27 protein-coding genes and 2 pseudogenes are annotated in these 24,831 nt (G+C 70.6%); 15 read left to right on the top strand and 14 right to left on the bottom strand.

Features of this window, described 5'->3' with window-relative positions:
* Positions 1–121: 121 nt before the first annotated feature.
* A complete protein-coding gene (locus MMSR116_RS01370) occupies positions 122–385 on the bottom strand; it encodes a hypothetical protein (RefSeq protein WP_010686747.1) in 264 nt (87 codons plus the stop codon).
* A 338-nt stretch (positions 386–723) separates the two neighbouring features.
* Here MMSR116_RS01370 and MMSR116_RS01365 point away from each other — a divergent pair, with 338 nt between their 5' ends.
* The 10 genes and pseudogenes from MMSR116_RS01365 (at position 724) to MMSR116_RS01325 (ending at position 7,745) form a co-directional block, all read left to right on the top strand.
* The gene (locus tag MMSR116_RS01365) at positions 724–1,140 is read left to right on the top strand and encodes a cupin domain-containing protein (protein WP_010686748.1); all 417 of its coding nucleotides are present in this window, start codon (positions 724–726) and stop codon (positions 1,138–1,140) included.
* Between the two features lie 570 nt (positions 1,141–1,710).
* Positions 1,711–1,950 (top strand): hypothetical protein, encoded by a 240-nt coding sequence (locus tag MMSR116_RS01360; RefSeq protein WP_010686749.1) that lies wholly within the window; start codon positions 1,711–1,713, stop codon positions 1,948–1,950.
* 254 nt (positions 1,951–2,204) lie between these two features.
* Entirely contained in the window at positions 2,205–2,339 is a 135-nt protein-coding gene (locus tag MMSR116_RS32180) for a hypothetical protein (protein ID WP_010686750.1), read from the top strand.
* Between the two features lie 100 nt (positions 2,340–2,439).
* On the top strand, positions 2,440–2,793 hold the full coding sequence (locus tag MMSR116_RS01355; RefSeq protein WP_010686751.1) for a DUF3140 domain-containing protein: 354 nt from the start codon (positions 2,440–2,442) through the stop codon (positions 2,791–2,793).
* A gap of 176 nt (positions 2,794–2,969) precedes the next feature.
* Entirely contained in the window at positions 2,970–3,479 is a 510-nt protein-coding gene (locus MMSR116_RS01350; RefSeq protein WP_010686752.1) for a hypothetical protein, read from the top strand.
* Positions 3,476–3,955 carry a hypothetical protein gene (locus MMSR116_RS01345; protein ID WP_010686753.1) on the top strand — a complete coding sequence of 160 codons (480 nt, stop codon included), beginning with the start codon at positions 3,476–3,478 and terminating at the stop codon, positions 3,953–3,955. Before MMSR116_RS01350 ends, MMSR116_RS01345 begins: the two co-directional genes overlap by 4 nt.
* Positions 3,956–4,327: 372 nt before the next feature.
* Positions 4,328–4,483, top strand: a complete 156-nt coding sequence (locus MMSR116_RS01340) for a hypothetical protein (protein ID WP_158168487.1) — start codon at positions 4,328–4,330, stop codon at positions 4,481–4,483.
* A gap of 110 nt (positions 4,484–4,593) precedes the next feature.
* Positions 4,594–4,863 (top strand): hypothetical protein, encoded by a 270-nt coding sequence (locus MMSR116_RS01335; protein WP_010686755.1) that lies wholly within the window; start codon positions 4,594–4,596, stop codon positions 4,861–4,863.
* Between the two features lie 98 nt (positions 4,864–4,961).
* A pseudogene (locus MMSR116_RS01330) lies at positions 4,962–5,740 on the top strand (SDR family oxidoreductase).
* Positions 5,741–6,935: 1,195 nt separating this feature from the next.
* The gene (locus MMSR116_RS01325; RefSeq protein WP_010686758.1) at positions 6,936–7,745 is read left to right on the top strand and encodes a class II aldolase/adducin family protein; all 810 of its coding nucleotides are present in this window, start codon (positions 6,936–6,938) and stop codon (positions 7,743–7,745) included.
* 331 nt (positions 7,746–8,076) lie between these two features.
* Here the strand turns inward: MMSR116_RS01325 and MMSR116_RS01320 are convergent, their stop codons facing one another.
* Positions 8,077–8,976, bottom strand: coding sequence for a LysR family transcriptional regulator (locus MMSR116_RS01320; protein ID WP_010686759.1), 900 nt, complete (start codon positions 8,974–8,976; stop codon positions 8,077–8,079).
* Positions 8,977–9,131: 155 nt separating this feature from the next.
* On the opposite strand from MMSR116_RS01320, the gene MMSR116_RS01315 reads away from it, so the two are divergent.
* Positions 9,132–11,279: a malate synthase G gene (locus tag MMSR116_RS01315; protein WP_010686760.1), complete on the top strand. Its 2,148-nt coding sequence runs from the start codon at positions 9,132–9,134 to the stop codon at positions 11,277–11,279.
* Between the two features lie 61 nt (positions 11,280–11,340).
* On the opposite strand, the gene flhB is transcribed toward MMSR116_RS01315, so the two are convergent.
* The 6 genes from flhB to motA form a co-directional block, all read right to left on the bottom strand.
* Positions 11,341–12,402, bottom strand: a complete 1,062-nt coding sequence (gene flhB / locus MMSR116_RS01310) for a flagellar biosynthesis protein FlhB (protein WP_010686761.1) — start codon at positions 12,400–12,402, stop codon at positions 11,341–11,343.
* Between the two features lie 116 nt (positions 12,403–12,518).
* Entirely contained in the window at positions 12,519–13,547 is a 1,029-nt protein-coding gene (locus MMSR116_RS01305) for a flagellar motor switch protein FliG (protein WP_010686762.1), read from the bottom strand.
* Positions 13,548–13,561: 14 nt separating this feature from the next.
* Entirely contained in the window at positions 13,562–13,966 is a 405-nt protein-coding gene (gene fliN, locus MMSR116_RS01300) for a flagellar motor switch protein FliN (RefSeq protein ID WP_010686763.1), read from the bottom strand.
* A gap of 85 nt (positions 13,967–14,051) precedes the next feature.
* Positions 14,052–14,393, bottom strand: a complete 342-nt coding sequence (locus MMSR116_RS01295; protein ID WP_010686764.1) for a hypothetical protein — start codon at positions 14,391–14,393, stop codon at positions 14,052–14,054.
* Positions 14,374–15,315 carry a flagellar motor switch protein FliM gene (locus MMSR116_RS01290; protein ID WP_010686765.1) on the bottom strand — a complete coding sequence of 314 codons (942 nt, stop codon included), beginning with the start codon at positions 15,313–15,315 and terminating at the stop codon, positions 14,374–14,376. The genes MMSR116_RS01295 and MMSR116_RS01290 overlap by 20 nt, the downstream gene beginning before the upstream one ends.
* 2 nt (positions 15,316–15,317) lie before the next feature.
* Positions 15,318–16,205, bottom strand: coding sequence for a flagellar motor stator protein MotA (gene motA, locus MMSR116_RS01285; protein ID WP_010686766.1), 888 nt, complete (start codon positions 16,203–16,205; stop codon positions 15,318–15,320).
* Positions 16,206–16,387: 182 nt separating this feature from the next.
* Between motA and MMSR116_RS01280 the strand changes: the two genes are divergently transcribed.
* The 3 genes and pseudogenes from MMSR116_RS01280 to MMSR116_RS31645 all read left to right on the top strand — a co-directional run.
* Positions 16,388–17,809 carry a DUF1217 domain-containing protein gene (locus MMSR116_RS01280; RefSeq protein WP_010686767.1) on the top strand — a complete coding sequence of 474 codons (1,422 nt, stop codon included), beginning with the start codon at positions 16,388–16,390 and terminating at the stop codon, positions 17,807–17,809.
* The gene (locus MMSR116_RS01275; protein ID WP_348529333.1) at positions 17,694–18,278 is read left to right on the top strand and encodes a flagellar hook-basal body complex protein; all 585 of its coding nucleotides are present in this window, start codon (positions 17,694–17,696) and stop codon (positions 18,276–18,278) included. The genes MMSR116_RS01280 and MMSR116_RS01275 overlap by 116 nt, the downstream gene beginning before the upstream one ends.
* Positions 18,230–18,340: pseudogene (locus MMSR116_RS31645) on the top strand (transglycosylase SLT domain-containing protein); the annotation flags it as partial. The gene MMSR116_RS01275 and the pseudogene MMSR116_RS31645, both read left to right, overlap by 49 nt.
* 51 nt (positions 18,341–18,391) lie before the next feature.
* Here the strand turns inward: MMSR116_RS31645 and MMSR116_RS01270 are convergent.
* From MMSR116_RS01270 to MMSR116_RS01250, 5 genes are all read right to left on the bottom strand, one after another.
* Entirely contained in the window at positions 18,392–18,532 is a 141-nt protein-coding gene (locus tag MMSR116_RS01270) for a hypothetical protein (RefSeq protein WP_010686769.1), read from the bottom strand.
* A 719-nt stretch (positions 18,533–19,251) separates the two neighbouring features.
* Complete coding sequence (locus tag MMSR116_RS01265; RefSeq protein WP_010686771.1) at positions 19,252–19,656, bottom strand: hypothetical protein; 405 nt, start codon at positions 19,654–19,656, stop codon at positions 19,252–19,254.
* A gap of 216 nt (positions 19,657–19,872) precedes the next feature.
* Positions 19,873–20,073 carry a hypothetical protein gene (locus MMSR116_RS01260; RefSeq protein ID WP_010686772.1) on the bottom strand — a complete coding sequence of 67 codons (201 nt, stop codon included), beginning with the start codon at positions 20,071–20,073 and terminating at the stop codon, positions 19,873–19,875.
* 282 nt (positions 20,074–20,355) lie between these two features.
* Positions 20,356–20,871 carry a cell wall hydrolase gene (locus MMSR116_RS01255; RefSeq protein WP_432419886.1) on the bottom strand — a complete coding sequence of 172 codons (516 nt, stop codon included), beginning with the start codon at positions 20,869–20,871 and terminating at the stop codon, positions 20,356–20,358.
* A 264-nt stretch (positions 20,872–21,135) separates the two neighbouring features.
* Entirely contained in the window at positions 21,136–21,462 is a 327-nt protein-coding gene (locus tag MMSR116_RS01250; RefSeq protein ID WP_010686775.1) for a DMT family transporter, read from the bottom strand.
* A gap of 360 nt (positions 21,463–21,822) precedes the next feature.
* On the opposite strand from MMSR116_RS01250, the gene MMSR116_RS01245 reads away from it, so the two are divergent.
* Positions 21,823–23,055, top strand: a complete 1,233-nt coding sequence (locus MMSR116_RS01245; protein ID WP_010686776.1) for a serine hydrolase domain-containing protein — start codon at positions 21,823–21,825, stop codon at positions 23,053–23,055.
* Positions 23,056–23,089: 34 nt separating this feature from the next.
* Here MMSR116_RS01245 and MMSR116_RS01240 read toward each other — a convergent pair whose 3' ends face one another.
* On the bottom strand, positions 23,090–24,472 hold the full coding sequence (locus MMSR116_RS01240; RefSeq protein WP_010686777.1) for a DUF4105 domain-containing protein: 1,383 nt from the start codon (positions 24,470–24,472) through the stop codon (positions 23,090–23,092).
* Positions 24,473–24,831: the final 359 nt, after the last annotated feature.

Below are 24,831 nucleotides of genomic sequence, written 5' to 3'. Positions count from 1 at the left end.
TGTCCGCGGCTGAAACCGGTTCCCCGCAGTTCTTCGACGACGCAGGTCCCGCGCGCTGTGCCGGCCTCGCCCCACGCCCGGCGGCCTGGGCGGCCAGCACTTCCATCCGACGGGCGACGAATCAATCGGCCGGATCCGAAGCGCCGGCGGCCTCCTCACCGTCCCGGACGCCCAGCGCGGCCTTCTCGGCCAGCAGCGTCGCCAGCGCGGCGCGGGTCAGGTCACCCTGCTCCCCATGGGGTCGGTCGAGGGCCTCCGTCAGGGCGCGACGGTACCGGTCCTGGATCGCGGCGAGGCGCGTCGGGAGACCGACTCGCGCGATCGGCTTTCCGACGACCGGTCCGGGATCCGCGGACCTCCGAGCGGGGGACTTTCTCTGGGGCATGTGGGAGCAAGACCGGAGCCGCGCCGGAGTTCCGCGTCTCGATCCATGGCCGCGAGCCTCCCGAGCCACGTTCCGTGGCGACACCCCAGGGGACCACGGCTCAATACAGCTTCCATCCCCGCACAGGACGCAAAAGGTCCTGAACCGACAGCTTTCGTCCGGCTTCGCCGCGACGATTGTGGGAAAACTCCTTTCATCGCACCTGTCGATGAAGCTCGCGTCTGCGGCACGAACGTGACGCGCCCCTGACCGCCAAGCTACGACACAGAGCGCGGCTGGGGTCGGGAGCAACGCGGCGCCCGGGGCCGCGGTAGGCGCGCCGCACGGAGGACATGTCCATGCTGACGAGACGGGGCTTCGTAGATTGTGCGCTCTGCGCCGTGTTGACCGGCTTCACGGCGACCGCCGTCGAGGCCCAGCCACAGCCGTCCGCGCAGACATCCGGTGTCACGCGGACGATCCTCAGCACCGAGGAGCTGCCCGGGGGACAATATGTGGTCGTCCAGGTCGCTGCCGAGATCGCGCCGGGCGCGACCGTCGCCCGCCACACGCATCCGGGGATCGAGTCGTCGGTGATCCTGGCGGGCGAGGCGGAGTTGTTCGTCGATGGCCAGCCGAACCGGACCTTGCGGGCCGGGGACAGCTTCCAGGTTCCCGCGGTCACCCCGCACAGCCTGCGCAACGGCTCCGGTGCGACCCGCGTCGCGGGGACCTACACGGTGGAGAAGGGCAAGCCTCTCGCCTCACCGGCCTGATCGGCACCGACATCGTGCCGGCACCCCGCGCGGGGGGTTTCACGGCGTCGCGCCCGGTCCGTGCACGGCCGGCCGCTCTCGGACGGTCGCGTTCGTCCGACCCCGCGCCGAGCACGACGCGCGCCCACCTTTGCCTTGACCCAGCGGCGGCCGCACCGTGCAACACTCTGATTCGCCGACCGAAGCGATCCCGCGATCGCAGGAGGCAGCGGGACGCCGATCATAGCCGCCCGCTTCAACATGCAGTGGAGGGCCAAAACGCTGCGGATGTAAATTTTTGTCGACCACGAGCAATTACTTCGAAAATTATAGCATAATTTTCACGGATAACTTGGCAAGTTTGTTCAGAGAGGTTTCGCCTGCCAGAGTTATCCCGATTTACACCCTTGCGCACGGACAGGTACGTGTGAAATTCCGGATCGCGCACGGCCGATTTCCGCGATTGAGGCGACTTCCGGCCTGAAAAAGAATACGCACCGAGAAAATCAGTATTGTGATCGGCACCGAAAAATGTAATCTTCCGAAGCAGTGACGAACAAGCGTTAGGCATCCCTCTCCGGGATCGAAATCATGTTGACACTGACTGCTCCGGAACCGAGCAATCAGGGCCGTTATGCGGAGCGACGGTCCATCGCATTGGCCAACGTGAACTGGTTTCGAAGGCTCGCTTGGCGCGCGCTACGCGATGAAAGCCCGCAAGGCGCGCTGCGGGCCGCCGCCGCGCGCGCCGCCGCCCGCATCGTCATCCGGCAGGCGAAGCGGGACGCTCTGATCACCAGCATGGCCCGCGAGGCGCTCGGGACCCGGTAGGGTAGAACGCGCACGCGATCCGAGAGGATCCGCCACCCGTGCCGGATCTCCGGGGCGGCGGGTCGGAGACGCACGGCACGGACGTCAGGAGGCGAGGAGCGCCGTCAGCACCGCGCGCGATCCCCGCGCGAGCATCTCGGCAGATCCCGGCTGTCACCGTGCCGCCGGACTAAGGCAGCCGCCGACACCGAGGCGACCTTCAGGGAACCGTCAGCCGGCCGCCGCTTTGCTCTCGTTCGACCGGGAGGCGCGCCATGGCCGAAATCCGCATGTCTCAGAATCAGGACGGCCGCTGGACGATCTATGCCGCAGGCCTCGTCGTGACGGATCTCACCCGGGAGACCGCTGAAGCGTTCGTCGCGAGCTATCGGCGGATCGCCGCGACCTGAGCGGGACCGCGTGCGCCCCGGAGCCGCAGGGTCGGGAACCGAACCCGCACGCGGGCGATCTCCGATGGATCGCCCCGCATCGGCGATCCGGAGGCGAGCGATGGCCGAGACCGACGATCACGAGGCGACCTACAAGGCGTTCAAGGAGGTCGTGAACATGGCGGCCTCGGCGCTGGAGAAGCACCTCAAAGGCGACGCCAGCCAGTCGGTCGGCCAGAAGAAGGGCGCGGCCGGGGAGGCGACCGGCCATCAGGAAGGCCGGCGCATCGTCGAGATCCTGCATGCGAAGAAGGCCGACCTTTCGGACGACGATTATCAGCACATGCGCAAGGTCGTCGGCTACGTGCACCGGCACCTGAAGCAGGGCGGCCCGAAGGACGAGGCTGCCGTGCGGGACTCGCCCTGGCGACTGTCGCTGATGAACTGGGGGCACGATCCCATGAAGGATGGGTGAGCCGGGGCGGGCTGCGGGCATCGAGCGGGCATCGGGATCGGCGCACCCTTCCCCGGTCGATGCCTTGACCGCGGTGTGCCAGACTCCAACACAGCTTTGATCGCTCCCTTTACCGTTTGTTAACCTTTCTAAACAGTTTAGTAACGGGATTCCGGCCGGCAGGGAGTGGGCGTTCCGTGAGCGAGTTGCAGAGGCTTCTGGACGATCCTCGGTTCCGGCCCGCCGACAAGGCCAAGCGGGAGCCGGGCGCCGCACCCGAAGCCAATGCCGGCGGCCTGCTGCGCGTCGTCTCGTCGGCAGCCGAGCCGGCCGAGACCGCGATGCCGCCGGTCCCGACCCAGGATTGGGACGCGCTGATCCACCGCGTGCACACCGCGGCCCGCCAGGCGCGCGTGATCGAGGCGCAATCCCGCGAGCGGGAGGAGCGCATCGAGCACGTCCTGCAGCGTGTCCGGGAGGACATCACCACCGCCAACGAGCGCGCCCGCATCGCCGAGATGCAGGCCCGTGAGGCCCAGGTGCGCGCCGAGGCGCAGATCATCGCCGCCGAGGAGCGGGTGAAGGCCGCCGAGGCGCGGGCCCACGCCGCCGAGGAACGGGCCCAGCATGCCGAGGAATGGCTGGGCCGCGTTCAGGACGCGATCCTGTCCGAGTTCTCGGACCTGACCGACCAGGCTGCGGCATGAGCAGCCCGGCCCGCGCGGCGATCCCCGTGCTGGACAGCCGCGGGCCGGTCGAAATCGGGCGCGACGGCGCGGCCGACCCGGTGGACCGGGTGGTGGCGCTGTTCTCCGGGGCCGGGCGGCCCCCGGCCGCCGCGGGGGACGATTGGTCGGCCTCCCTGACCGCCGTGCGCGGCATCGCCACGCAGGTGCGCACCCTGCAAATGAGCGCCAGGGATTCGATCCGGGAGGCCCAGCGCTCGGTGCGCGAGGCGGAGACGGCGTTGCGCGCCGCCGAGGATCGGGCGGAGCACGCCGAAGGTCTGCTGCGCGCGGCGATCGCCCGGGCCGAGCGGGCCGAGGAGCACGCACGCGCGGCGGCCGAGCGGGCGGAGCGGGCGGAGGCCCAGACGGCAGAGGCGCGGGCGTGGCTGCGGCGCATGCACGAATGCATGGTCAGTGAGTTCGGCGCCCTGACCCGGGACGCTGCCCAGCCCTGACCGGGTCCGGGGGTGAGCGGCGCCGCGATGACCGGAGCGGTCGCGACGTCGAGCGCGTGCTGCGCCCCGCATAGGGCTCGCCCGCACCGTGAAGGATCGCGATGTGAAGGACCGCGATCTCCGGCGGCAGGTCGCGGATGCGGGTCTCGGACAGGACCGGCAGCCATGGCGGCGGAGAGCGCTCTCGGTCGCGTGCCGTGACGGCCCGGAGGACGGAGAGGCCGAAGGCGCGCAGCGCGACCGGACGCGGGGAATGCAGCGGCCCTTGTTCCCGCATCCTGTGGCCCGGCTGCCACAATGCGAACAACCTGTTTAAGGGCGCGACAAGACCTCCCCCGCCAAAGATCGGGTCTCGCGTCGCTTCGACGCCGTTTGGCCGGCAGGGTCGCCGTGACGCTCAGCCTCGTCCTCAGCACCGCCCTTCCCCTGCTCACCGGCGCGGTGGCCGTGCTGTGGGCTGGCCTGGTCGCGCCGGAGCTGGAGGAGGGCCCGGATACCCCCGAAGCCCGGGACCTGCGGACATGGTGAGTTCGGGGCGCGTGCGGGGTGCGCGCGGGACGCCGCTAACGCTGTCTTCACCCTGCCGCCAGGGGGCGGCAACCCTCCTGGGCGGTCGTCATTGCTAGGGGATGACCCTGTTGACGATCGTGCCTCCGGCTCAGCCGCTGCCCAGCCGGCCCGCACGGGACCGCCTGGCCGGACGTCACGGGGTCCTGCTCGGCCAGCTCGCGCAGGCGTTGAACAGGCCGGCGGAATCCTTCCTGGAGGAGCCTCCGGACGGGGAGGCGGGCGAACTCTGCGCCCTGGTGCGCCACTGGCTGGCGATCGGTGACGGACAGGCGCGCCGCCGCGTCCTGAGCCTGGCGCGCCAGGAGGCCGAGCGGTCCGGCTACAGCGAGTGCGCCTGAGAACGGGCCCGCGGGCGGGACGGATTCCGGGAGCGGCCAGCGGCGCGCTATGAGGGGCGGGCGCCCTCGCGGCGAGGGCCGGTACAGGGAGACCGCACATGGATCTCGGCTTGAGCGGGCGCCGGGCGCTCGTCTGCGCGGCGAGCAAGGGGCTCGGCAAGGGCTGCGCCCTGGCGCTGGCCCGGGAGGGCGTCGCGGTCACCATCACCGCGCGCACCGCCGAGGCGCTGGAGCGGACCGCGGACGAAATCCGGAGCGCGACGGGCGTCACCGTCACCGTCGTCGCGGGCGACATCGCCACCGAGGCCGGCCGCGCCGCCGCGCTGGCCGCCTGTCCCGAGCCCGACATCTTGGTCAACAACGCCGGCGGCCCGCCCCCGGCGATTTCCGCGCGTGGGACCGCGACGCCTGGATCCGGGCGCTCGACGCCAACATGCTGGCGCCGATCGCCCTCATCAAGGCGACCGTGGACGGCATGATCGACCGGAAGTTCGGCCGGATCGTCAACATCACCTCCGGCGCCGTGAAGGCACCGATCGAGCATCTCGGCCTGTCGAACGGCGCCCGTTCGGGGCTGACGGGCTTCGTGGCCGGCCTCGCCCGCCAGACCGTGCGGCACAACGTGACGATCAACAACCTGCTGCCCGGCCCCTTCGACACGGACCGGATCCGCAGCAACGCCGAAGCGGGCGCCGCCAAGGCCGGGACCACCGTGGAGGCGTTCCTGGAGGCGCGGGCGCGCGACAACCCCGCCGGCCGGTTCGGCCGCCCCGACGAGTTCGGCGCCGCCTGCGCGTTCCTGTGCAGCCAGCACGCCGGGTTCATCACCGGGCAGAACCTGCTGATGGACGGCGGCGCCTATCCCGGCACGTTCTGAGGCCTGCCGCCCGCAGGTGCTCCTCGCGCCTGGCGGTCCGTCGCGCGGGCGCGCGGCGAAGACCGTCCGGGACCGGCGCGTGCGGGCATGATCCGGGGCGTCTCGGGTGTCTCGGACGCGCATCGCGCGGGAAGGCCGGCTCCTCGTGGGACGGATCCGGGGGCCGGGCAGGGGATTGCGGCCCCGCGCGGCGCGCCGCCGGGAGCATGGCCCGAAACCCGCCGCTGCCGGGGTGACGCGGGACGCCGCGAAGCCCGAACGCAACGTTGCTCAAAGCCGGCTTCCCGGCGTCCCGCGGACAGGACGCGCACCGGCTGGCCGGCGCTCGTCCTCGTCCGTTGCTGCGTCCGGTGTCCGTCACGCGGGGGCTCGAACGACGCTAAGGCGCTTCGGGGTGCTCCTCGCCCCCCGCGCTTCCGAGCGAGCCTTCGTCGCACGCCCTCTCGTCGTGGAGGGCGCCGTCTAACCACCACACCGCCCAGGACAGGGTCGCCGATGGGCACTGCGCGGCCGGCGGCATTTCCTCCGCCAGCCGCCGCCCAGCCCGAGCCGGGGGCATGTCGAGTCCCGCGCCCGGGGCTGCCGCAGCCGACGGCAGACGCAGGCACCGTCCCGCCGCCGCCGACCCGGCGGCTGACCGGATCGACGCCCCGAGGCGTCTCACGACGTGTCGCGGCGGGCGTTCGGACTAAGGGCATAGATTAGGAATATTGTCAAGAGCGGTGCATGCGCTCACCCGGGCTTTCCCCCACCCTCCGTCCCCCCGGATGCCTGTTTCAGCAGGCCTCGGGCAGACGCGCGATCTCTGAAGCCGCCTGCGCGGCGGCTTCGCCGCCCCCTGGGTTGAGAGCGACGATCCTTCGAGATCGCGTCGCCCGGCGGCGGTGGCATCTGCCCCTCCCGGCCAGCCCTCGGATCCACGGACCGCATCGGGGCGGGCCGTCGGAGCGGACCATCGGAGCGGGCATTGCTGTCTTCCCGCGCGGGATGACGGGAGCGCTGCCGGCTGCCCCGGGTCGCGGCACCGGCCGCCGCGCGTCGGGCGCATTGCCGCGCGCCGTCCCCTGATGCACCTTGCCGGCTATCCGGCTTGGAACGGCACGCTGCGGTGTTCCACCGCGCCGCGCCCGGATCACGGGACCGCATGCGCCGGGGCAGCGATCCCGAATGGAACCGCCCGGCAGGGAGCCGCCGCATGAGTGCAGCCACGCCATCGATCGTCGCGGACCGGGAGGCGGAGTCCGGGGGAGGGGGTGAGGAAGCGGTCCGCGCGATGCGCGTCGATCTCGCGGCCGCCTACAGGCTGATCCATCGCCTGGGCCTCGACGACAGCATCTACACCCACATCTCGGCGCGGCTTCCGGGCGGCGGCCACCGCTTCCTGATCAACCCCTACGGGATGCGCTTCGAGGAGGTGACGCCGCAGAACCTCGTCACGGTCGACATCGACGGACAGGTGCTCGAGGACCCGATGGGCCTCGGCATCAACCCGGCCGGCTTCACGATCCACAGCGCCATCCACGCCGCCCGCCACGACGCGGTCTGCGTGCTGCACACCCACACCGTGGCGGGCGTGGCGGTCTCCTGCCAGGAGGAGGGTCTGCTGCCCCTGAACCAGTGGTCAATGCAGTTCACGGGGCGCGTCGCCTATCACGCCTACGAGGGCATCGCCCTCGACCTCGACGAGCGGCAGCGGCTGGTGGCCGATCTCGGCGACAAGCCCGTGATGGTGCTGCGCAACCACGGCCTGCTGACCTGCGGTCGCACGGTCGGCGAGGCGTTCCGGCTGATGCACAACATGGAGCGCTCGTGCCGGGCGCAGCTGGCGATCCAGGCGGCGGGCGCGCCGGTGATCCGACCGTCCTCCGCCATCGCCACCAAGACCGCCGGGCAGTACGCCGCCGGCTATGACCGCGTCGTGGTCCAGGGGGCGCCCGACAACGAGTGGGCGGCGTTCAAGCGGATGCTGGCGCGGACGGATCCGGATTTCTTCGTGGACGCGTGAGGCGAGACGTCGACCGGGCGTGTCCCTCCCCCCTGCGGGCTACGATGTTCGCAGATCTCCGGCGGACCACCGCCGCTTGTGGCAGGGCGCGCCAGGCCCCCTCCCGTGTGGGAGAGGGTTGGGGTGAGGGACGAGAAGGCTCAGGACGGATCTCGCCAGTGCCGCGCAATCCGGTCGAGCCTTCTCCGGTGAGCCCAGATCCCTCACCCTGTCCCTCTCCCGCACGGGAGAGGGACCCGCGCTTCAATTTGCGGCCATGGTGCCGCCCACGCGGCGTGAATCCGCAAACCCCTGCGGGCGAGGGACATGCCTCCGCGGATGGGCCCACGCCTCACCCCTCGGCCCAGGCTCCGCTCGACCGGTAGGTCTGCTTCAGGAACGCGATGAACGCCCGGGTCTTGGCCGGGACGAAGGCCCGGCTCGGATAGACCGCGAAGATGCCCGCCGAGGCCGCGGCGGTGTAGGCCGGCAGCACCACCTCCAGCCTGCCGTCGCGCAGCTCCGCATGCACGTCCCAGGTGGAGCGCAGCGCGATTCCCAGGCCGCCGATCACCGCCTCGCGCACCACCTCGTTGGAGTGGGTGCGCAGGGGACCGGACGCGCCGACCGTGCAGGGACCCTCCGGTCCGACGAGACGCCAGGGGTTCTGGTTCTCGGTGGCGAGGCAGACATGGCCGCGCAGGTCGTCGAGGCGCTCCGGGCGCCCGGCCGCGTCGAGGTAAGCCGGCCGCGCGCAGAGAACCCGCCGCACCGGCGCGAGACGCACCGCCGTCAGGCCGGAACTCTCCAGCGCGCCGACCCGGATCGCGAGATCGTAGCCGCGCTCGACGATCGACTCGAAATCGTCGCTCAGCTCCAGGTTCAGCACGAGGTCGGGGTGGAGGGCGAAGAAGGCCCGCAGGTGCGGGACGATGTGCAGCCGCCCGAAGGAGCTCGGCGCCGTGACCCGGAGCGTGCCCCGCGCCCGGGACGCCGTCTGCGACACGAGGCTTTCCGCCTCCGCGATGGCGTCGACGATCGGGGCGATCCGCTCGAAGAAGGCCGCGCCGACATCGGTGGGGGCGACCCGCCGGGTCGTCCGGTGCAGCAGGCGCACGGCGAGCCGCTCCTCCAGCCGCTTCAGCCGCTTGGAGACCACCGCCACCGACAGGCCGAGTTCCGATCCGGCCTGGGTCAGGCTGCTGGTCCGGACCACCCGGGCGAAGATCTCCAGGTCGCTCTGGTCGTTCATTCTCAACGCTGCGGAAAGAATCAAATCCCTTTTGCCGCCTTTTTCGCGGCTGCCAACCGGTCTATCTCGATGGTCTCAAAAAAATTTCATGCGCCATTCGATTTTTTCTGAATGGCGCGCCGATCCAGCTCACCGAGCCAGCTCAAGGAGCCGCCATGTCGGGTCTCGTCGTCGCCGAAGACCTCCGCACCTTCCTGGCTGAGGAGGCGCTTCCGGGGACCGGCGTCTCGGCCGACCGGTTCTGGTCGGGCTTCGCGGCGATCGTCCGGGACCTCGCGCCGCGCAACCGCGCGCTGCTCGACCGGCGCGACGACCTGCAGGCCGATATCGATTCCTGGCACCGCGATCATCGCGGCCTGCCGCACGATCCGGCAGCCTACGCGGCGTACCTCACGCAGATCGGCTACCTGCAGCCGGAGCCCGACACCGTGCGGGTGACCACCGGGAACGTGGACGCGGAGATCGCCGCGATCGCCGGGCCGCAGCTCGTCGTGCCGATCTCCAACGCCCGCTACGCCCTCAACGCCGCCAATGCCCGCTGGGGCAGCCTGTACGACGCCCTCTACGGCACCGACGCGATCCCGCAGGACGGCGACCTCGCCCCCGGCGGCGGCCTCAACCCGGCCCGCGCCGCCGCGGTGGTGGCCCGGACCAAGGCGTTCCTCGACGCCACCGCGCCGCTCAGCGTCGGTTCCTGGGCGGATGCCGTGGGATTCGCCGTGGCGGGCGGGCGCCTCGCCGTCGACCTGGGGGCAAGGCGCAGCGCCGGCCTGACCGGCGCGGCGGCCTTCGCGGGCTTCACCGGCGCTCCCGAGGCCCCGACCGCGCTCCTGCTCCGCCACAACGGCCTGCACGTCGAGATCGTGATCGACCGGGCGAGCCCGATCGGCCGCACCGACCCGGCCGGCATCGCCGACGTGGTGCTGGAGGCCGCCCTCTCCACCATCATGGACATGGAGGATTCGGTCGCGGCCGTGGATTCGGCCGACAAGGTCGCGGTCTACCGCAGCTGGCTCGGCCTGATGCGCGGCGACCTCGTCGCCACCCTGTCCAAGGGCGGCCGCACCGTCGAGCGGCGCCTCGCCGCGGACCGCACCTACGCGGCCCCCGACGGCGGAAGCCTGACCCTGCCGGGACGGTCGCTGATGCTGGTCCGGCATGTCGGCCACCACATGTATACCGACGCCGTGACCCTCGACGGCGCCGAGATCCCCGAGACGATCCTCGATGCGGCCGTCACCGCGCTGATCGCCCTGCACGACCTGAACGGCACCGGCCCCTTCCGCAACAGCCGGACCGGCTCGGCCTACATGGTCAAGCCGAAGCTGCACGGCCCCGACGAGGTCGCCTTCGCGGTGGCGCTGTTCGACCGGGTCGAGGCGCTGGTCGGCCTCGCGCCGCGGACCCTCAAGATCGGCGTCATGGACGAGGAGCGGCGCACGACCCTGAACCTGAAGGCGGCGATCGCCGCGGCCGCGGACAGGCTGTTCTTCATCAACACCGGCTTCCTCGACCGGACCGGCGACGAGATCCACACCTCACTGGAAGCGGGACCGGTGGTCCGCAAGGACGCCATGAAGGCGACCGCCTGGATCCAGGCCTACGAGGACGGCAACGTCGATGCCGGCCTCGCCTGCGGGCTGCCGGGCCACGCGCAGATCGGCAAGGGCATGTGGGCCGCCCCCGACCGGATGGCCGCCATGCTCGACGCCAAGGGCGCCCATCCGGAGGCCGGCGCCAACACCGCCTGGGTCCCGTCGCCGACCGCCGCGACGCTGCACGCCCTGCACTACCACCGGACGGATGTCCGCGCCCGCCAGGCCGCGCTCGCCGGCCGGGCGCCCGCGACCCGCGCCGCCCTGCTGACCCTGCCGCTGGCCGAGGGCCCCTTCGCGCCGGACGCGGTGCGGGAGGAGCTCGACAACAATTGCCAGGGCATCCTCGGCTACGTGGTCCGCTGGATCGACCAGGGCGTCGGCTGCTCGAAGGTGCCGGACATCCACGATGTCGGGCTGATGGAGGACCGCGCCACCCTGCGGATCTCCAGCCAGCACATCGCCAACTGGCTGCGCCACGGGATCGTGGACCGGGCGCAGGTCGAGGCGGCGCTGCGGCGGATGGCGGGCGTCGTCGACCGCCAGAACGCGGGCGATCCGGCCTACCGGCCGATGGCCCCGGGCTTCGACGGCCCGGCCTTCCGGGCGGCGGAAGCCCTGGTGTTCGAGGGTGCCCGCCAGCCGAACGGCTACACGGAGTTCGTGCTGCACCGGTTCCGCCGGGAGGCGAAGCGCCTGGGTGCCTGACACCGCCGCTTCCGGATCCCGCCGGCACGCTGTGCCTCGGGATCCGCCCTCACGGCGCCGCTCAGCGTCCCTTCCGCGTCATCACGTAGACGAGGAGATTGGCCACCGCCCGGTAGAATTCCGCCGGGATGGCCCGGTCGACCTCGACATGGTCATACATCGCCCGGGTGAGCGCCTTGTCGATGACGATCTCGATCCGATGCTTCTCGGCGATCTCCCGGATGCGCAGGGCGATCAGATCCCTGCCCTTGGCCAGGACCATCGGGGCGTCGTTCTCGCCCTGGTCGTAGCGCAGCGCGATGGCGAAGTGCGTCGGGTTGGCCAGGATCATGGTGGCGCGGGGGACCGCCGCCATCATCTGCTTGCGCAGGCGGTCCTGCGCGAGGGAGCGCATCCGGGCCTTGACCAGCGGGTCGCCCTCCAGCTGCTTGAACTCGTCCTTCAGCTCCTGCCGCGACATCCGCAAGTCGCGCTGCCAGCGCAGCCGGGTCCAGACCAAGTCCCCGGCGACCAGCGCGATGGTCGCGACGCTGACCGCCGAGACGAGGCGCACCGACAGGGTCAGCAGAAATTCGGGCAGCCCGATCGGATCCACAAACATGACATTCACGATCTCGTGGCGGTCCGCGCGCAGGACCATGAAGGACATGCCGCCGATGGCCAGGAACTTGAAGAGGCTTTTTCCGAACTCGACGAATCCTTGTAAACTGAACGTTTTGCGCCAGCCGCTGGCGGGCGAGATCCGGGACCATTGCGGCTGGATCCGCTGGAACACGATGCGCGGCGCGTTCTGGAAGATCGACGCGGCGACCCCGGCGACGAGGAGGATCATCAGGATCGGCAGCAGGAACCGCCCCATCTCCAGCGCCAGCGCGTGGACGAGGTGCATCGCGTCCCGGCTGTTCTCCAGGGGGTAGTTGCGCGGCTGCTCGACGAACAGCGCGAGCCGCCGCACGAACGGAGCGCCCTGATCCCGCGCCCCGTAGACGAGGAAGACCAGGATGCCCATGATCGAGGCGAAGATCGGGGCCTCCCGCGAGAACGGGATGTTTCCCTGCTCGATCGCGTCGCTGATCTTCTTGCCGCTCGCCTCCTCGGTCTTGCTCTCCTGATCCTCGGACATGCGGGTGGATCGCTCTCGAGTGCTCTCCGCCGAAGTGGGCGCCGGTTCGGCGCACGAGAGCGCGTTATGACGAAGGCTGTGAGCCGTGCCCGATGGCACCGCGATCGGGCGCGGCCCTAGCGGATGTAGGTGTCATCCGAGTCGGCCGCGCTGAGCTCGATCTCGCCCCGGGCCGCCATCTCCAGGGCTTGGTCGGTGATGAAGCGGCGGGCTTCCAGCACGTCCCGCTGCGAGACGGGCTCGCCCCCCTCCAGCTCGTGCTCGACGAGGCGCCGGGCGCGGGCCGTGAGGGCGCTGAGCACGACGCTGCGCAGCGGGCCGCTCGTGCCCTTCAGGGCGAGGATGACCTTCTCGTGCGGGATCTGGTCGAACAGGGTCGTGCGCGCCCGCGGCGTCAGGTTGATGATGTCGTCGAAGGTGAAGAGCAGGCTCTTCAGGATCTCCGCCGATTTCGGGCGCGACTGCGTGAGGCTGTCGAGCACCTCCTCCATGCTCTGGCGCTCCATCTTGTTGATGATGTCCGCCATGCGCGAGTGGGTGTCGGCCGCGGCGTTGCGCGCCAGGTTGATCATGAAGTCCTCGTGGATCGTCTGCTCGATCATCTTCATCGTCGCCTCGACGATCGGCTTGAAGGTCAGCATCCGCCGCATCACGCCGTTGCGCAGGGGGGCCGGGAGCTGGGCCATCACCCGGGCGGCGCAGGCGGGCTTCACCTTCGACAGGATCAGCGCCACCGTCTGGGGATGTTCCTTCACGAGGTAGGCGGCCAGCGCCGTCTCGGACCCGTTGGAGATCCGGTCCCAGATCGAGCGCTCCCCCGCCCCGAGGACGTCGGCCATGAGCTCGGAGATCTGCTCGGGGGGCAGGATGCCCTCGAGCAGCTTCTCCATCTCCCGCGCCGTCCCGACGAGGTTCGCACCGTCGGCGAACAGGGTGGCCAGCTGCTCGACGACCGCCTCGAGCTGGACCCGCGGCACCGGCCCGAGCTGCGAGACCGCACGGGTGATCTGCTTCAGCTCGGCGCTGTCGAAGTACTTGATCAGCCGGCTCGCCGTGGCCTTGTTCATCGCGATGAGGACGGCCGCGACCTCCTCGGACGGTGTCAGGACCCTGCGGCCTGCCTTGGTCACCGCGCCTGCGGCCATGGCGATGCCTCCTGTCAGCCGTTGGGATCGGCCGCCGAGGGACCGACGATCTCGGTGAGGGACACGCCGAAGCGCGAGTTGTCGTCCTCCACCACCACGACCTCGCCCCGGGCGATGACGCGGCCGTTGACGACGACGTCGACGGGCTCGCCGACGCGGTGATCGAGGGGGACGATCGCGCCGCGGCCCAGCTTCATCAGGTTGGAGACCGGCATCGTGGCCGAGCCGAGGACCACCTGCATCAGCACCGGGATCCGCAGGATCGAGTCGAGGTTCCGGCCGCCGCCCTGGCGCTCGTCCTGGGCGCGCCGGGCCTCGGCCTGGGCCTCGATCTTCGCGAACAGGCTCTCGCTGTGGCCGCCGCTGTGGCCGCCGGCGGGCGCGGGATCGGCGTTCGGCTGATCTGATGGGGGCGACATCACGGGTCTCCGAGGATGGGAAGGATCGCGCCGGCCGGGCCGGGGCCGGGGCCGGGGGCCGCGCCGGCTCCGCCGGGGGCCGGCATCAGGCGCTCGTCAGGCTGCCGCCGACGGCGGGATCGTGGCTGCCGGCGGCGGACGGCGCGGTCCCCGTGAGCCGCGCCCGCTCCGCCCTCAGCTCCGCCAGGGCGGCCTGCGCCGCCTCTATCTCGCGGCTCAGGTCCTCCAGGACGGTCCGCCCGTCCTGCGCGAAGGCCTGCACGGCGTTGCTCGCCCCGACGAGCGCGGTGGCGCTCCAATCGACCATGTCCCGATACTGCGCGTGATACCGGTCCAGGCGCTTCAGCCGCATGTACATCGGCACGAGACAGGCGGTGGTCGCGACCAGGGCGGCGAAGAGCAGGGCCTCAGCGAGAGAGAACATCATCGATAAACTCCTGGTCCTGATCGACGAAGCGGTCCACGCGCAGGAGGATGCCGCCCTCGTCCTGCCCGACGTCGCACCAGAACAGCTCGCGGTCGTTGCCGACGAGCTTGGCCTGGGTGCGCGGGGTGGCCCGGAGCTCCAGCACCTGCCCGACCTCCAGGCCGGCGATCTCGCCGAGCGTCAGATACTTCTCCTCGAGGATCGCCTTCAGGGTCACCGGGGTCTTGCGCACCTCGCCGGCGATCTGCTTGGTCCACCGGGAATCCCGGGCCGAACTCTCGCCGACCAGGATCCGGCCCAGGCTCTGGCGCATCGGGTTGAGGACGGATTGCGGGATGATGACGAACATCTCGCCGCCGCGGTTGAGCGCCTGAAGCAGAAACTTCGCCGCCACCGCCTGATTGTTCTGGCGGCCGATCACCGCGAAATCCATCCGCAGCTCCGTGCGCTCGAGCCTGAACGGGGTGTCGGCCACCAGGGCGAAGGCGGATTGCATCGCCCGGCCGACCTGCTCGAACAGGCGCTGGGCGATGCGCATCTCGATGTTCGAGAAGGAGCGCTCCTCGTCGAGGGGCGGCTCGGACCCGTCGGCGCCGAGCAGGACCTCCACCATGGTGAAGATGAAGTCGCGGTCGAAGCCGACCAGGATGTGGCTGTCCCATTCGGGCGCCTGGAAGATCCCGGCGATCGCGTTCGACTCGTAGGGTTCGAGGATGTCGCCGAAGCGCTGGCTCTCGACGTTGCTCAGCGAGAAGTAGACCGGGGAGGCGGCGAAATGCCGGAGCTGATCCGCGCAGAAGGTCGCGACCCGGTCGAGGATCACGTGGAGCATCGGCAGGCGTTCGAGCGAGAGGCCCGCCGCGTCCAGCAGCCGATCCCGGATGTCGTTGGCGGCCTGTGGCCGGTCCATGGTCACGGTCATGGTCAGGCGGCCTCGCGCAGGGCGGCCTCGCCGCGGGGCGCACCCGTGATCGTGGCGTCCTCGACCTCGTCGATCGTCGGCCGGTAGGCGGCCGAGATCGCCTTGCGGCCGTGCTCGACGGCGATCTGCGGCAGGGCGCCGTTCATGTAGGCCAGCAGCGTCTGCTTCACGATGACGTAGACCCGCGCCTGCGCGTCCCGGGTGGCCTTCACCTTGTTGGCCAGCGGCGCGACCACCGTGTAGGAGACGAAGATGCCCGTGAAGGTGCCCATCAGGGCGGAGCCGATCAGGCTGCCCAGCAGGGCGGGCGACTGGTCGAGGGCGCCCATCGCCTTCACGATGCCGAGGATCGCCGCCACGATGCCCAGGGCCGGCAACCCGTCGGCCATGCTCATCAGCGCGCTGTAGACCTTCAGCCTGTCGCCGCGGTGCGTGGCGATCTCCTCCTCCATCAGCGCCTCGATCTCGTAGGGCCGCGCATTGCCGATGAGGATGAGGCGAACGTAGTCGCAGATGAACAGCGTCAGCTCCGGGTCGCGCGCCACCGGCGGGTAGGCCCTGAAGATCTCCGAGTCCCGCGGGTTCTCCAGGTGGCCCTCGACCTCGTTGCGCGGCTTGGAGCGCAACTCCCGGGTCAGGGCGAACAGCAGCCCGAGGAGCGCGAGGTAATCCCGCTGCTTCGGCACCCGCGCGAGGGCCGCGTCCAGGATCGCGGCGCCGGTATCGAGGACCACCTTGGTCGGGTTGGCGACCATGTAGGCCCCGACCGCGGCCCCGCCGACGATGAGGAACTCGAAGGGCTGCCAGATCACGGTCAGATGGCCGCCCATGGCCGAGAAGCCGCCCCCGACACAGGCGACGGCAATCAGCAAGCCGATGATGACACCCACGCGCGCCGCCCTTGAACCCAAAGATCAACCGTCCGAGCCGTAGAGCGCCATGCTTGCGCAGGGCTGGGGCGGCGCACCGAGTTCTTCACGCGTCATCCCTTGATCTTGCCGGCGATCTGATCAAGATTGCCGTGAGCGTCCAACATGTCATCGCGAAAATCCGCAGATGAAGGATCCGATCCATGCTCTCGACATTCACGGATTACAGGATCATTAGCTCGGATCTGCAGCGATCCCTGGACAGGAAAGCTTCCGAATCCGCCACGAGAGCGGAGATAAAGTATTTCCAGGACCATATCGGCCAGATCAAGACGCTCGACGAATTCCTCGGGAACTACCGACTCTACAGCTTCGCCATGAAGGCCTACGGCCTCGACGACATGATCTCGGCCAAGAGCTTCATGCGGAAGGTGCTCGTCGGGGAACCCGACCAGAGCGGCCACACCCTGGCCGACCGGCTGCAGGACGCCCGGTACAGGGACTTCGCGGCGGCGTTCAACTTCCGGAGCCTCGGTTCGGATCCGGCCCGGATCGAGAAATCGGACGATCCCGACATCCAAGACATGATCGATAGCAGCAATATCAACAAGATTTCCACAGCACAGAAACGATTCGACTACGATTCCGAGACAGATCGGCAGGTCGAATATTTTTACAATATGCGTCCTTATATCAGATCCACGACGGACGTCACGTCGGATTACAAGCTCTACGGGATGGCGCGGACCGCGGCCGGCCTGCCCGACGCGCCGTGGAGCGACGACGAGGCCGCGAAAGCCGCCGCGATCGAGGGCAAGTTCGACGCCGCGACGCTCCAGGATCCGGAACAGGCGAACGCGTTCGTCGACCGCTACCTGGCGGGCCGCCGCGAGGGCCGGAAGGCGATCGTAGATCCCTATTTCCGGCCCACGGGGACCTTCGCGGGTTCCGACGCCGACATCGCGCAGCGCACGGCCTACTTCAGGGCCAAGATCAACGGCGTCACCTCCGCGACGGACATCGCCAGCGATCCGGTGCTGGCCGACATCGTCCGGACCGACCTGGGCCTGCCCCCCGGGACGGCCGGGCAGAGCATCAACGACCAGGCCGAGGCCTTCGCCAAGACGCTGAGCGTCGCCTCGCTCCGCGATCCGCGGACGCTGAGCCAGTTCATCGACCGCTACAAGACGCTGGCGACCGATCCCCGCTCCGCGACGGTCAAGGCCTACATCCAGCAGACCCTCGAGACGGATGCCGGCGACGACAACCAGGGCGTCCGGCTGGCCCTGTACTTCCGGCGCAAGGCGCCGACGGTCAAATCCGTCTACGATCTCCTGGCCGACCCGGCGCTGGCCGAGGTGGTGCGGACCGCGATCGGCCTGCCGCCCGAATCGGCGAAGGGCAGCCTCGACAGCCAGGCCAAGGCGATCGAGCGGAAGATCGACATCGCGAGCCTGAAGGACCCGGCGAAGCTCGACCCGCTCATCAAGCGGTTCACCATCCGGTGGGATGCCAAGAGCGACCCGGCGCCGACGCCGGCCCTCTCGCTGCTCACCGGCTCCGGCTCCGGCCTCGATTCCGACGTCCTGCTCTCGCTGCAGACCATCCGCCAGAGGGCCTTCTGACATGCAGTCGTCGCTCTACGTCGCGCTGTCCGCCCAGGTCGCGCTCGAACAGCGCCTGAACACGGTGGCGACCAACGTCGCCAATCTCGGCTCGGCGGGCTACCGCGCCGAGGAGGTGAAGTTCGAATCGATCCTGTCGCAGGCGGGCCGCCGCGAGGTCGCGTTCGCGAGCCCGGGGGAGACGTTCCTGTCGCGCAAGGGGGGGCCGCTCACCAAGACGGATTCGCCCCTCGATGTCGGCCTCCAGGGCGACGGCTGGCTGGCCGTGCGCGGCCCGCGGGGGCCCGTCTACACCCGGGACGGCCGCATGCAGGTGACGCCGGCCGGCGACCTGCAGGATCTGAGCGGGCGTCCGGTGCTGGATCCCGGCGGATCGCCCCTGACGGTGGATCCGGAGGGACCGCCGATCACGATCGGCCAGGCCCGCACAACAACGCGGCGCAGAAGGTCTATATCTGCCGCGTCATGACCAACATGGTCGCCACGGGCTTCGGCCAGTGGACGCCGGGTGCCAAGCAGTTCTGCCGCTGACGCCGCGCAGGTCCGCGGGGTGTCGCGCCCGGAGCCAGGGGCGGGGGCCGCTCAACCGCGCAGGCTCAGGCCCCACGCCTCCGCGATCGCGAAGGGCAGCTGGAGATTGGCCTCGCACATGATGGCGAAGGTCGCGCGGTAGACGTTCATCAGGGACCAGACGTCGAGCCGGTGGTACGCATCGAGGGGCACTCAGAACCGCTCCTGTTCGCCGCACCGTCGCGATCATGGGTAACGACGGCACGGGAACAACACGCCGGGGCGGGCCGGGTTCTGCGGCGACGCTGCCGCAGCCGCCGGGAGGGTTTGCCCGCGCGTGGGCCGCGGCGGTCCGGGGCTGCGAAAATCTGCGGTGGAAACAGGTCCAAAGACTGATGTCCCGCACCGATGGCGACCTATTGACTGATGAGGCCCTGACCGAAACGGCAGAAACCGTCGCGTTCTCGTGCGTGGAGCGGCATCATGAGCGACCCGTCGAACGGTCCTTCGACCGTGACCGTGCTGCTGATCGCGCTCACCCTCGCGGCCATCGCGGTCTCCACCTACACCCTGATCCGGATGGATTAGAGCGCCCGCCACCGAAGCGGGTGCCGGTCCGGCGCGAACCGGCGCGTCGCAGCGGGACCCGGAGCCCGCACCACCCGGCCGCCACGGGACGGGCGCGTCCGGCCTCCTCTCCCGCCCGGGCTCCGCCGTTCGCACGGCCTTTCGCCGACGCGCTCCTCCCCCGTCACGGGGAGGAGCTTGGGGTTCGGAGATCCCGCGTGGAGGTGGTGCAGGATCGCGCGCAGCGGTGCCTCTGCACCCCCAGCCCTCGCCTCTCCCCGCAAGCTCGAGCGATCCCGGGCAGGCCAGGGGTCGCCAGGGATCGCCAGGGGAGGGGACCGGCGCCCCATCCGATCGGGAGGGTGTCACACGCCCCGGCAGGTGCCGTAGCTGACCTTGATCTCGCTGCGGTCCTCGGGATTCAGCTGCGCTTCGACGAAGTTCATCCTGTTCAGGTCGATCAGCAGGAAATAGACGCCGTTCTGGCACTTGATGGCGTTGCGCGGCGTGCGCTCGTTCAGGCGCGGCGACGCGGTCTGGCACTCGTAATAGTCGGAGCGCCCGGCGGAGATCACGGTCAGCAATCCACCGCTGGAGACCAGCGAGAACGTCCGGGCCTTATGGGGCTTCGCCCCTTCCGGTGCGGGGACCGGGTCGAGGCCGGTCGACACCTCCTCCGTACACGCCATCGGGCGACGCAGTTGGGAGGCCGACGGCGTGATGCTCAGCAGGAGGAGCGCACAGGCGAGCGCTACCCGGTTCGCGATCATCGGCGGCAGACCCGTGATTCGTGGGTAGTTTCTACCGGCAAGCTAGGCCGGTGTCCGCAGGTGTAAATGACGCATGTTCGGATCGCCGCGCCGATCAACAGATTTACCGCAGCGCTCGACGTCCTTTCACTGATGAAAACGGGCGGTTCCGTGCGGGCCGGCGGCATTCGGCCCGGCCCGGAGGCCGGTTCCGGCGGCGCCTCGGCGCCGCGGCTCTCAGGTGTCGGGCTCCTCGGATCCGTGCGGGTTGTCGTTGGCCGCCGCGTCGGCTTCGCGCCGCGCCGCGATCTCCGTGCCGATCTCCATCAGCAGCAACCGCGACAGGAGTTGCATCGCCGGCGTCCCGTGCGAGGCCGTGAGCCGGTGCACGCGGATGGCAGCGTCCGCCAAGCGGTCGAAACCCTCGTCATCGGGCATGGCGGCGCGACACCCTGCTAGTGGCCGAGCATACAACCTAAAGGTTAGGCCCGGGTTCGACCGCCGGCGACGAAACAAAGCTGGCCGCTTGTCCACCGCCCCATCCCACCCCATGCCTGTCGCCGGCCCGATCTCTCCGGCCGGGACCCGGCGCCGGGCGACCCGTGCCTCCATCGGGTGCGGCGGACATCCGCCGCCGCAGCGGTTTGCGGGATTCGGTGCGGGGCAACGCCGGGACGCGGCGCCGGGGCCGTCCCTCCGGGCCGGGGGAGCGGAAGCGCCCTACGGCGTGGGCACGGACGGTGCGGCCGCGAAGGTCAGCGCAGGCAGGGCAGGGGCCGCGGGCGTCGCGGGCGTCGCGGACCGCTCCGCCCTGGCCGCGCGGGCATCGCGCTTCTCGTAGAAGGCGTTGCCTCCGGCGACGGCCACGTAGTGCATGTTGGTGTAGGGGAAGTGGTGCCCGGCGGTGTGGAAATACATCGCCTTGCCGACCTTCGGGTGCCGTTCGCCCGCCAGGACGGCGTCGGCGGCGTCTGCGACCTTCTGCAGGTCCTTGTCCTGCATCGGCTTGGTCAGGACGCCCGGGGCGAACTGCCCGGGCTGGCCGACCACCGCGCAGATTCCGCCCGGGAAGATCGCGTTCTCGAGCCGGTTCATGACCACGGTGCCGACGGCGATCAGCCCGTCCGAGTCGCTCCGGTTCGACTCGAAGTACATGGCTCGGCCGAGGCAGTCGCGCTCGGCATCGCTCACGACCAGCGGCGGCTTGCGGTCGGGGATCGATCCCGTCGTGAGCACCGGCGCGCCCGTATTGCAGGCTCCCAGACTCCAGGCCGTGGCCAACACGGACAGAACAGGAACAATCTTCGTCCTCTCGCTACCCCGCATGCATGCGTGCTCCGTACCCCTTCGGCCTCGCTCCGGCGCGCGACAACGCCGAAGAGCGCTGCGGCACCACGCCTCGACAGGGCGCAGACGGAGCTTGACTGTACGTTCACGGCGAGGATGTGGCGGCGGCCGGCCGCCCGACGGTCGTGGGCCGGTTCGGAAGGGGTGCGCCGGTCAGTGCTGGCCCTGGCCGGCGGCCAGGATGGTGACGCCCACGGCGATCACCGCGATGCCCACCAGCATCGCCGGGCTGATCGCCTCGCCGTACAGCCACGCGCCGCCGAGCGCCGCGCCGATCATGCCGACGCCGGACCAGATCGCGTAGACGACGCCGATCGGCAGCATGTCCATGCTGGTCGACATCAGCCACAGGGCGAGGCCGTAGCCGAGCGCCACGATCACGGTCGGCCCCGGCCGCGTGAGGCCGTCGGCGGCCTTCAGCGCCAGGGTGGCGGTGACCTCGGCGCCGATGGCGAGCCCGAGGATCAGGAACGGATTCATGGCACAGGCCCCCCTCGGGCTGAGCAAGATTCGTGAACCGGCCGGACGATGCGTGTAAGGACCAGCGTCGAATCGGACATCCGGGCAGACGAGAGCGAGATCCTCCGGCGCAAGTCTGCTTCGGATCGACCGCGCGATCGGGGCGGCCAGCGCGCGACATCTCTCCACGGAATCCATGAACATTTCCGAACCCGCATCGCCGTCGCCCGATGACCCGGCCCGGGCCGGCCCGTGCGGTGCCGTTCTCGGCCGGCCGACGGGGTTCGTTAAGGCCTCCCGCCCATGGTGGCGGCGGGCCGGCGGCCGCGCCGCGGCCGACACGCCCGCAACCGTCACGACCCGCAGCGACACAGAGCCATCATGACCCCGTCCTCCGCGATCTCGGAGCCCGCGCGCCGGCTAGGCCGCGGCCGCCGCTGGGGCGCGATCGCGGCGGCCGGCGCCGCCGCGGCGGCGGGCTGCGCCTGGGCCGCCACCGCGCTGGTCAACGTCCCCGATCCCGTCACCCTCACGGCGCTCGCGGTGATCGAGCCGTCGGCGGTGGGCCCGTGGTTCCCGAGTCGGATCGTCCGGGCGCCCGCGCAGGCGAGCGCCCTGCCGGAGCGGCCGCGCCCGATCCTCGATCGCGTCGCCTGGAAGGGGCGGACGGTCCCGCTCATGACGGTCCTGGAGGCGACCCACACCAACGCCTTCCTGGTCCTGCAGGACGGCGTCCTGATCCACGAATGGCAGCGCCCCGGCACCGGGCCGGCGACCCTGTTCCCCTCGTGGTCCGTGGCGAAGTCCATCGTGTCGCTCCTGGTCGGCGCCGCGATCGCCCGCGGCCAGCTCGCCGAGACCGACCGCGTCGCCACCCTGCTGCCCGCGCTGAAGAACGGCGCGGTCTTCGGCCAGATCACCGTGCGCAACCTCCTCGACATGGCGAGCGGGATCGCCGTGCCGGAGAACTACGACCCCCGGCATCCCCTGACCGGCACCGCCGGGATGTACCTGACCCGGGACATCGAGGGCTTCGTGCGCGACAACGCGCACCTGTCCTTCAAACCCGGCAGCCGGGGCCGCTACCGCAGCATCGACACCGAGCTGCTCGGGTTGATCCTCGCCCGCGTCGAGGGGCGTCCGCTGGCCGACATCCTCTCGGACCGGATCTGGAAGCCCATGGGCGCGCAGGCCGACGCCACCTGGAACCTCGATCGGGCGGGCGGCGTCGAGAAGGCGTTCTGCTGCATCAACGCGACGGCCCGGGACTTCGCCCGCCTCGGCCTGCTGGTGGCCGACCAGGGCCGGACGGGCGCGAACCGCATCGTCCCGGCGCGCTGGATCGAGCGGATCCTGACGCCCGCCCGGCGCGACGTCGATGGCTGGCAGTACTCGGCCCAGTGGTGGCACGCGCCGGGGGGCGACGACGGCGACATCTCGGCGATCGGCGTCTACGGCCAGTACATCTACGTCAACCGGGACACCGGCACGGTGATCGTCAAGCTCAGCGACCACGGGGCCGAGCAGGACGAGATCGACACGCTCGCGGTGATGCAGGCCATCGCGGCCGATCTCGCCGCCAGCCGTCCGGACGCGGCCCGGCCCCCCCGCTGACCGCGATCTCCGCGACCGGCCCCGCGGGGCGCGATCAGGCCCCCGTCGGGCCGGCATCCGTCAGGGACGGGCGCCGCGCGAGCGGGTTCAGCCGGGCCAGGGCGCGCGCCCGCCAGTTGCGCGCGAGCCGCCAGCCGACCCGCTTCCACGGGATGGACGGCACCGGCGAGGCCGGATCGACCAGGGCGCTGAGCGCCCGCGTGTAGTCGAGGACGAGGCCCGGGGTCCAGGTCATGGACCGGGCGCCGTTGCGCAGGAAGGAAGCGGCCCAGAATTCCGGGGTGGTGAGCGCCCGGGCGAGCGTCCGCCAGGGATGGCCGCCGCGGCTGAACGCACCCTCGACGGCGACGTCGAGCGCCCGCGCGACCGTGGTCGAGCAGTTGCGGCTGATGAAGTTGTAGGTGGTGTCCTGGCTGTAGGCCGCCCAGAAGGCCCGCAGGCGCGCGGCGTCGATGCCGGTCAGCGGCACCGCGACCGTCGCCGCGCACCAATCCGCGACCTCGTCGGCGTGCGAGGGCAGGAACCGCCCGGGCACGTCGTTCTCGTGGCCGGCGCGCAGGCTCGACCGCAGGTTGGCGGGCGAGCGGTCGATCTCCACGGCCGGGTAGTGGCTGATGTAGAGGTCGCCGCCCTGCTCGAGGGCCGCGTGGCCGGTGGAGTAGCGCCCCGCCTTGTCGACGGAGGCCACGTAGCGTCGGATCAGCCGCTGGCTGGCGGGGGTGGTGGCCTGTCCCGTCGGGGTCCAGACATGGACCGTCAGGCTGTCGGTCGCCGTCGGCGCCTCGGACCCGGCCGCCGCCCGCAGACGCCGGATGCGCAGGCCGACCAGCGCCAGGTTGGCGCCGTTCAGGATCAGGAACATGCCGATGCAGTAGCCCACCGTCCCGGCGTACCAGGTCGGCCAGGGCTGGAGGTGGAACAGGCCGAAGGCGACGCTGAGGCCGCCCAGGGCCGCCGAGATCCGCCAGCCCGTGAATTTCAGCAGGCCCGCGATCGTGATCCGGACCACGCCGTCCACCGTGAAGGCGATGCCGAAGATCATGGCGAGCAGGAAGGTGCTGTGCCGCGTGGCCATCATGATCAGCACGGCCATGATCGTGAGCAGGCCGCCCTTGAGGAATCGCAGCCGCCGCGCCGCGCCCATGGCGGCCGCGCCCACCGCCAGCGAACTCACGCCCTCGGCGAGCAGGATCAGGCCGAACCACCGGTCCGGGACGTGGAGCGCCCCGTCGAGGGAATCGACGACGACGGCGAGGCCGAGGAGCGACCAGACGAGGCCGGTCGCCAGGATCAGATGCCAGTGGCGGCGGACGGCGGCGCGCCCCACGAGCAGCAGCCAGAGGGGGCCCATCCGGCCGCCGACCACGTCCTCGGGCCCCGGCGATGCCAGCGTCGAGAGGGAGCGCGGAAGTGACATCGAATCCGGTCCGGACATGGAGAGGTCGCCCTGGTCAGCGCATCGAAGGACCCGTCCCGCACGGTCCGGGATCCATCCGCGCCGGAGAGAAAGCGCGGTTGTTCGGACGGTGTGCAAGATGCTCCGGCCGCAAGATCGCCGACTTGCCTGATGACTCTGTTAATCGGATCGCCGACCGCAGGCCAGCAGATGTCGTCCGGACCGCGATAAGCTTAACGAAATCTGAGGCGCAACTGTCCCGTCCGGTGCCAAGCGTCGGGACGTGACGGCCCGCACGCGGCCGGATTGCGGGGTGCGCAGGCGGCCACCGCAACCGCCGCGGCGCGCCGGCGGAGATCCGCGCGACCTCGCCCGCTGAG

It is taken from the genome of Methylobacterium mesophilicum SR1.6/6 (assembly GCF_000364445.2).
In the GTDB taxonomy this organism is placed as follows: Bacteria; Pseudomonadota; Alphaproteobacteria; order Rhizobiales; family Beijerinckiaceae; genus Methylobacterium; species Methylobacterium mesophilicum_A.
The sequence above is the reverse complement of the archived record's forward strand: the minus strand, read 5'-3'. Positions and strand labels throughout refer to the sequence as shown.

Coding starts and splice junctions, on each gene's coding strand:
- MMSR116_RS01240 (WP_010686777.1), bottom strand. CDS start 24,472: ATGTCACTTCCGCGCTCCCTCTCGACGCTGGCATCGCCGGGGCCCGAG.
- MMSR116_RS01305 (WP_010686762.1), bottom strand. CDS start 13,547: ATGGCCGCAGGCGCGGTGACCAAGGCAGGCCGCAGGGTCCTGACACCG.
- MMSR116_RS01250 (WP_010686775.1), bottom strand. CDS start 21,462: ATGAATCCGTTCCTGATCCTCGGGCTCGCCATCGGCGCCGAGGTCACC.
- MMSR116_RS01355 (WP_010686751.1), top strand. CDS start 2,440: ATGGCCGAGACCGACGATCACGAGGCGACCTACAAGGCGTTCAAGGAG.
- MMSR116_RS01320 (WP_010686759.1), bottom strand. CDS start 8,976: ATGAACGACCAGAGCGACCTGGAGATCTTCGCCCGGGTGGTCCGGACC.
- fliN (WP_010686763.1), bottom strand. CDS start 13,966: ATGTCGCCCCCATCAGATCAGCCGAACGCCGATCCCGCGCCCGCCGGC.
- MMSR116_RS32180 (WP_010686750.1), top strand. CDS start 2,205: ATGGCCGAAATCCGCATGTCTCAGAATCAGGACGGCCGCTGGACGATC.
- flhB (WP_010686761.1), bottom strand. CDS start 12,402: ATGTCCGAGGATCAGGAGAGCAAGACCGAGGAGGCGAGCGGCAAGAAG.
- MMSR116_RS01260 (WP_010686772.1), bottom strand. CDS start 20,073: ATGCCCGATGACGAGGGTTTCGACCGCTTGGCGGACGCTGCCATCCGC.
- MMSR116_RS01290 (WP_010686765.1), bottom strand. CDS start 15,315: ATGACCGTGACCATGGACCGGCCACAGGCCGCCAACGACATCCGGGAT.
- MMSR116_RS01275 (WP_348529333.1), top strand. CDS start 17,694: ATGCCAAGAGCGACCCGGCGCCGACGCCGGCCCTCTCGCTGCTCACCG.
- MMSR116_RS01365 (WP_010686748.1), top strand. CDS start 724: ATGCTGACGAGACGGGGCTTCGTAGATTGTGCGCTCTGCGCCGTGTTG.
- MMSR116_RS01280 (WP_010686767.1), top strand. CDS start 16,388: ATGCTCTCGACATTCACGGATTACAGGATCATTAGCTCGGATCTGCAG.
- MMSR116_RS01315 (WP_010686760.1), top strand. CDS start 9,132: ATGTCGGGTCTCGTCGTCGCCGAAGACCTCCGCACCTTCCTGGCTGAG.
- MMSR116_RS01265 (WP_010686771.1), bottom strand. CDS start 19,656: ATGATCGCGAACCGGGTAGCGCTCGCCTGTGCGCTCCTCCTGCTGAGC.
- MMSR116_RS01360 (WP_010686749.1), top strand. CDS start 1,711: ATGTTGACACTGACTGCTCCGGAACCGAGCAATCAGGGCCGTTATGCG.
- MMSR116_RS01245 (WP_010686776.1), top strand. CDS start 21,823: ATGACCCCGTCCTCCGCGATCTCGGAGCCCGCGCGCCGGCTAGGCCGC.
- MMSR116_RS01345 (WP_010686753.1), top strand. CDS start 3,476: ATGAGCAGCCCGGCCCGCGCGGCGATCCCCGTGCTGGACAGCCGCGGG.
- MMSR116_RS01325 (WP_010686758.1), top strand. CDS start 6,936: ATGAGTGCAGCCACGCCATCGATCGTCGCGGACCGGGAGGCGGAGTCC.
- MMSR116_RS01370 (WP_010686747.1), bottom strand. CDS start 385: ATGCCCCAGAGAAAGTCCCCCGCTCGGAGGTCCGCGGATCCCGGACCG.
- MMSR116_RS01295 (WP_010686764.1), bottom strand. CDS start 14,393: ATGATGTTCTCTCTCGCTGAGGCCCTGCTCTTCGCCGCCCTGGTCGCG.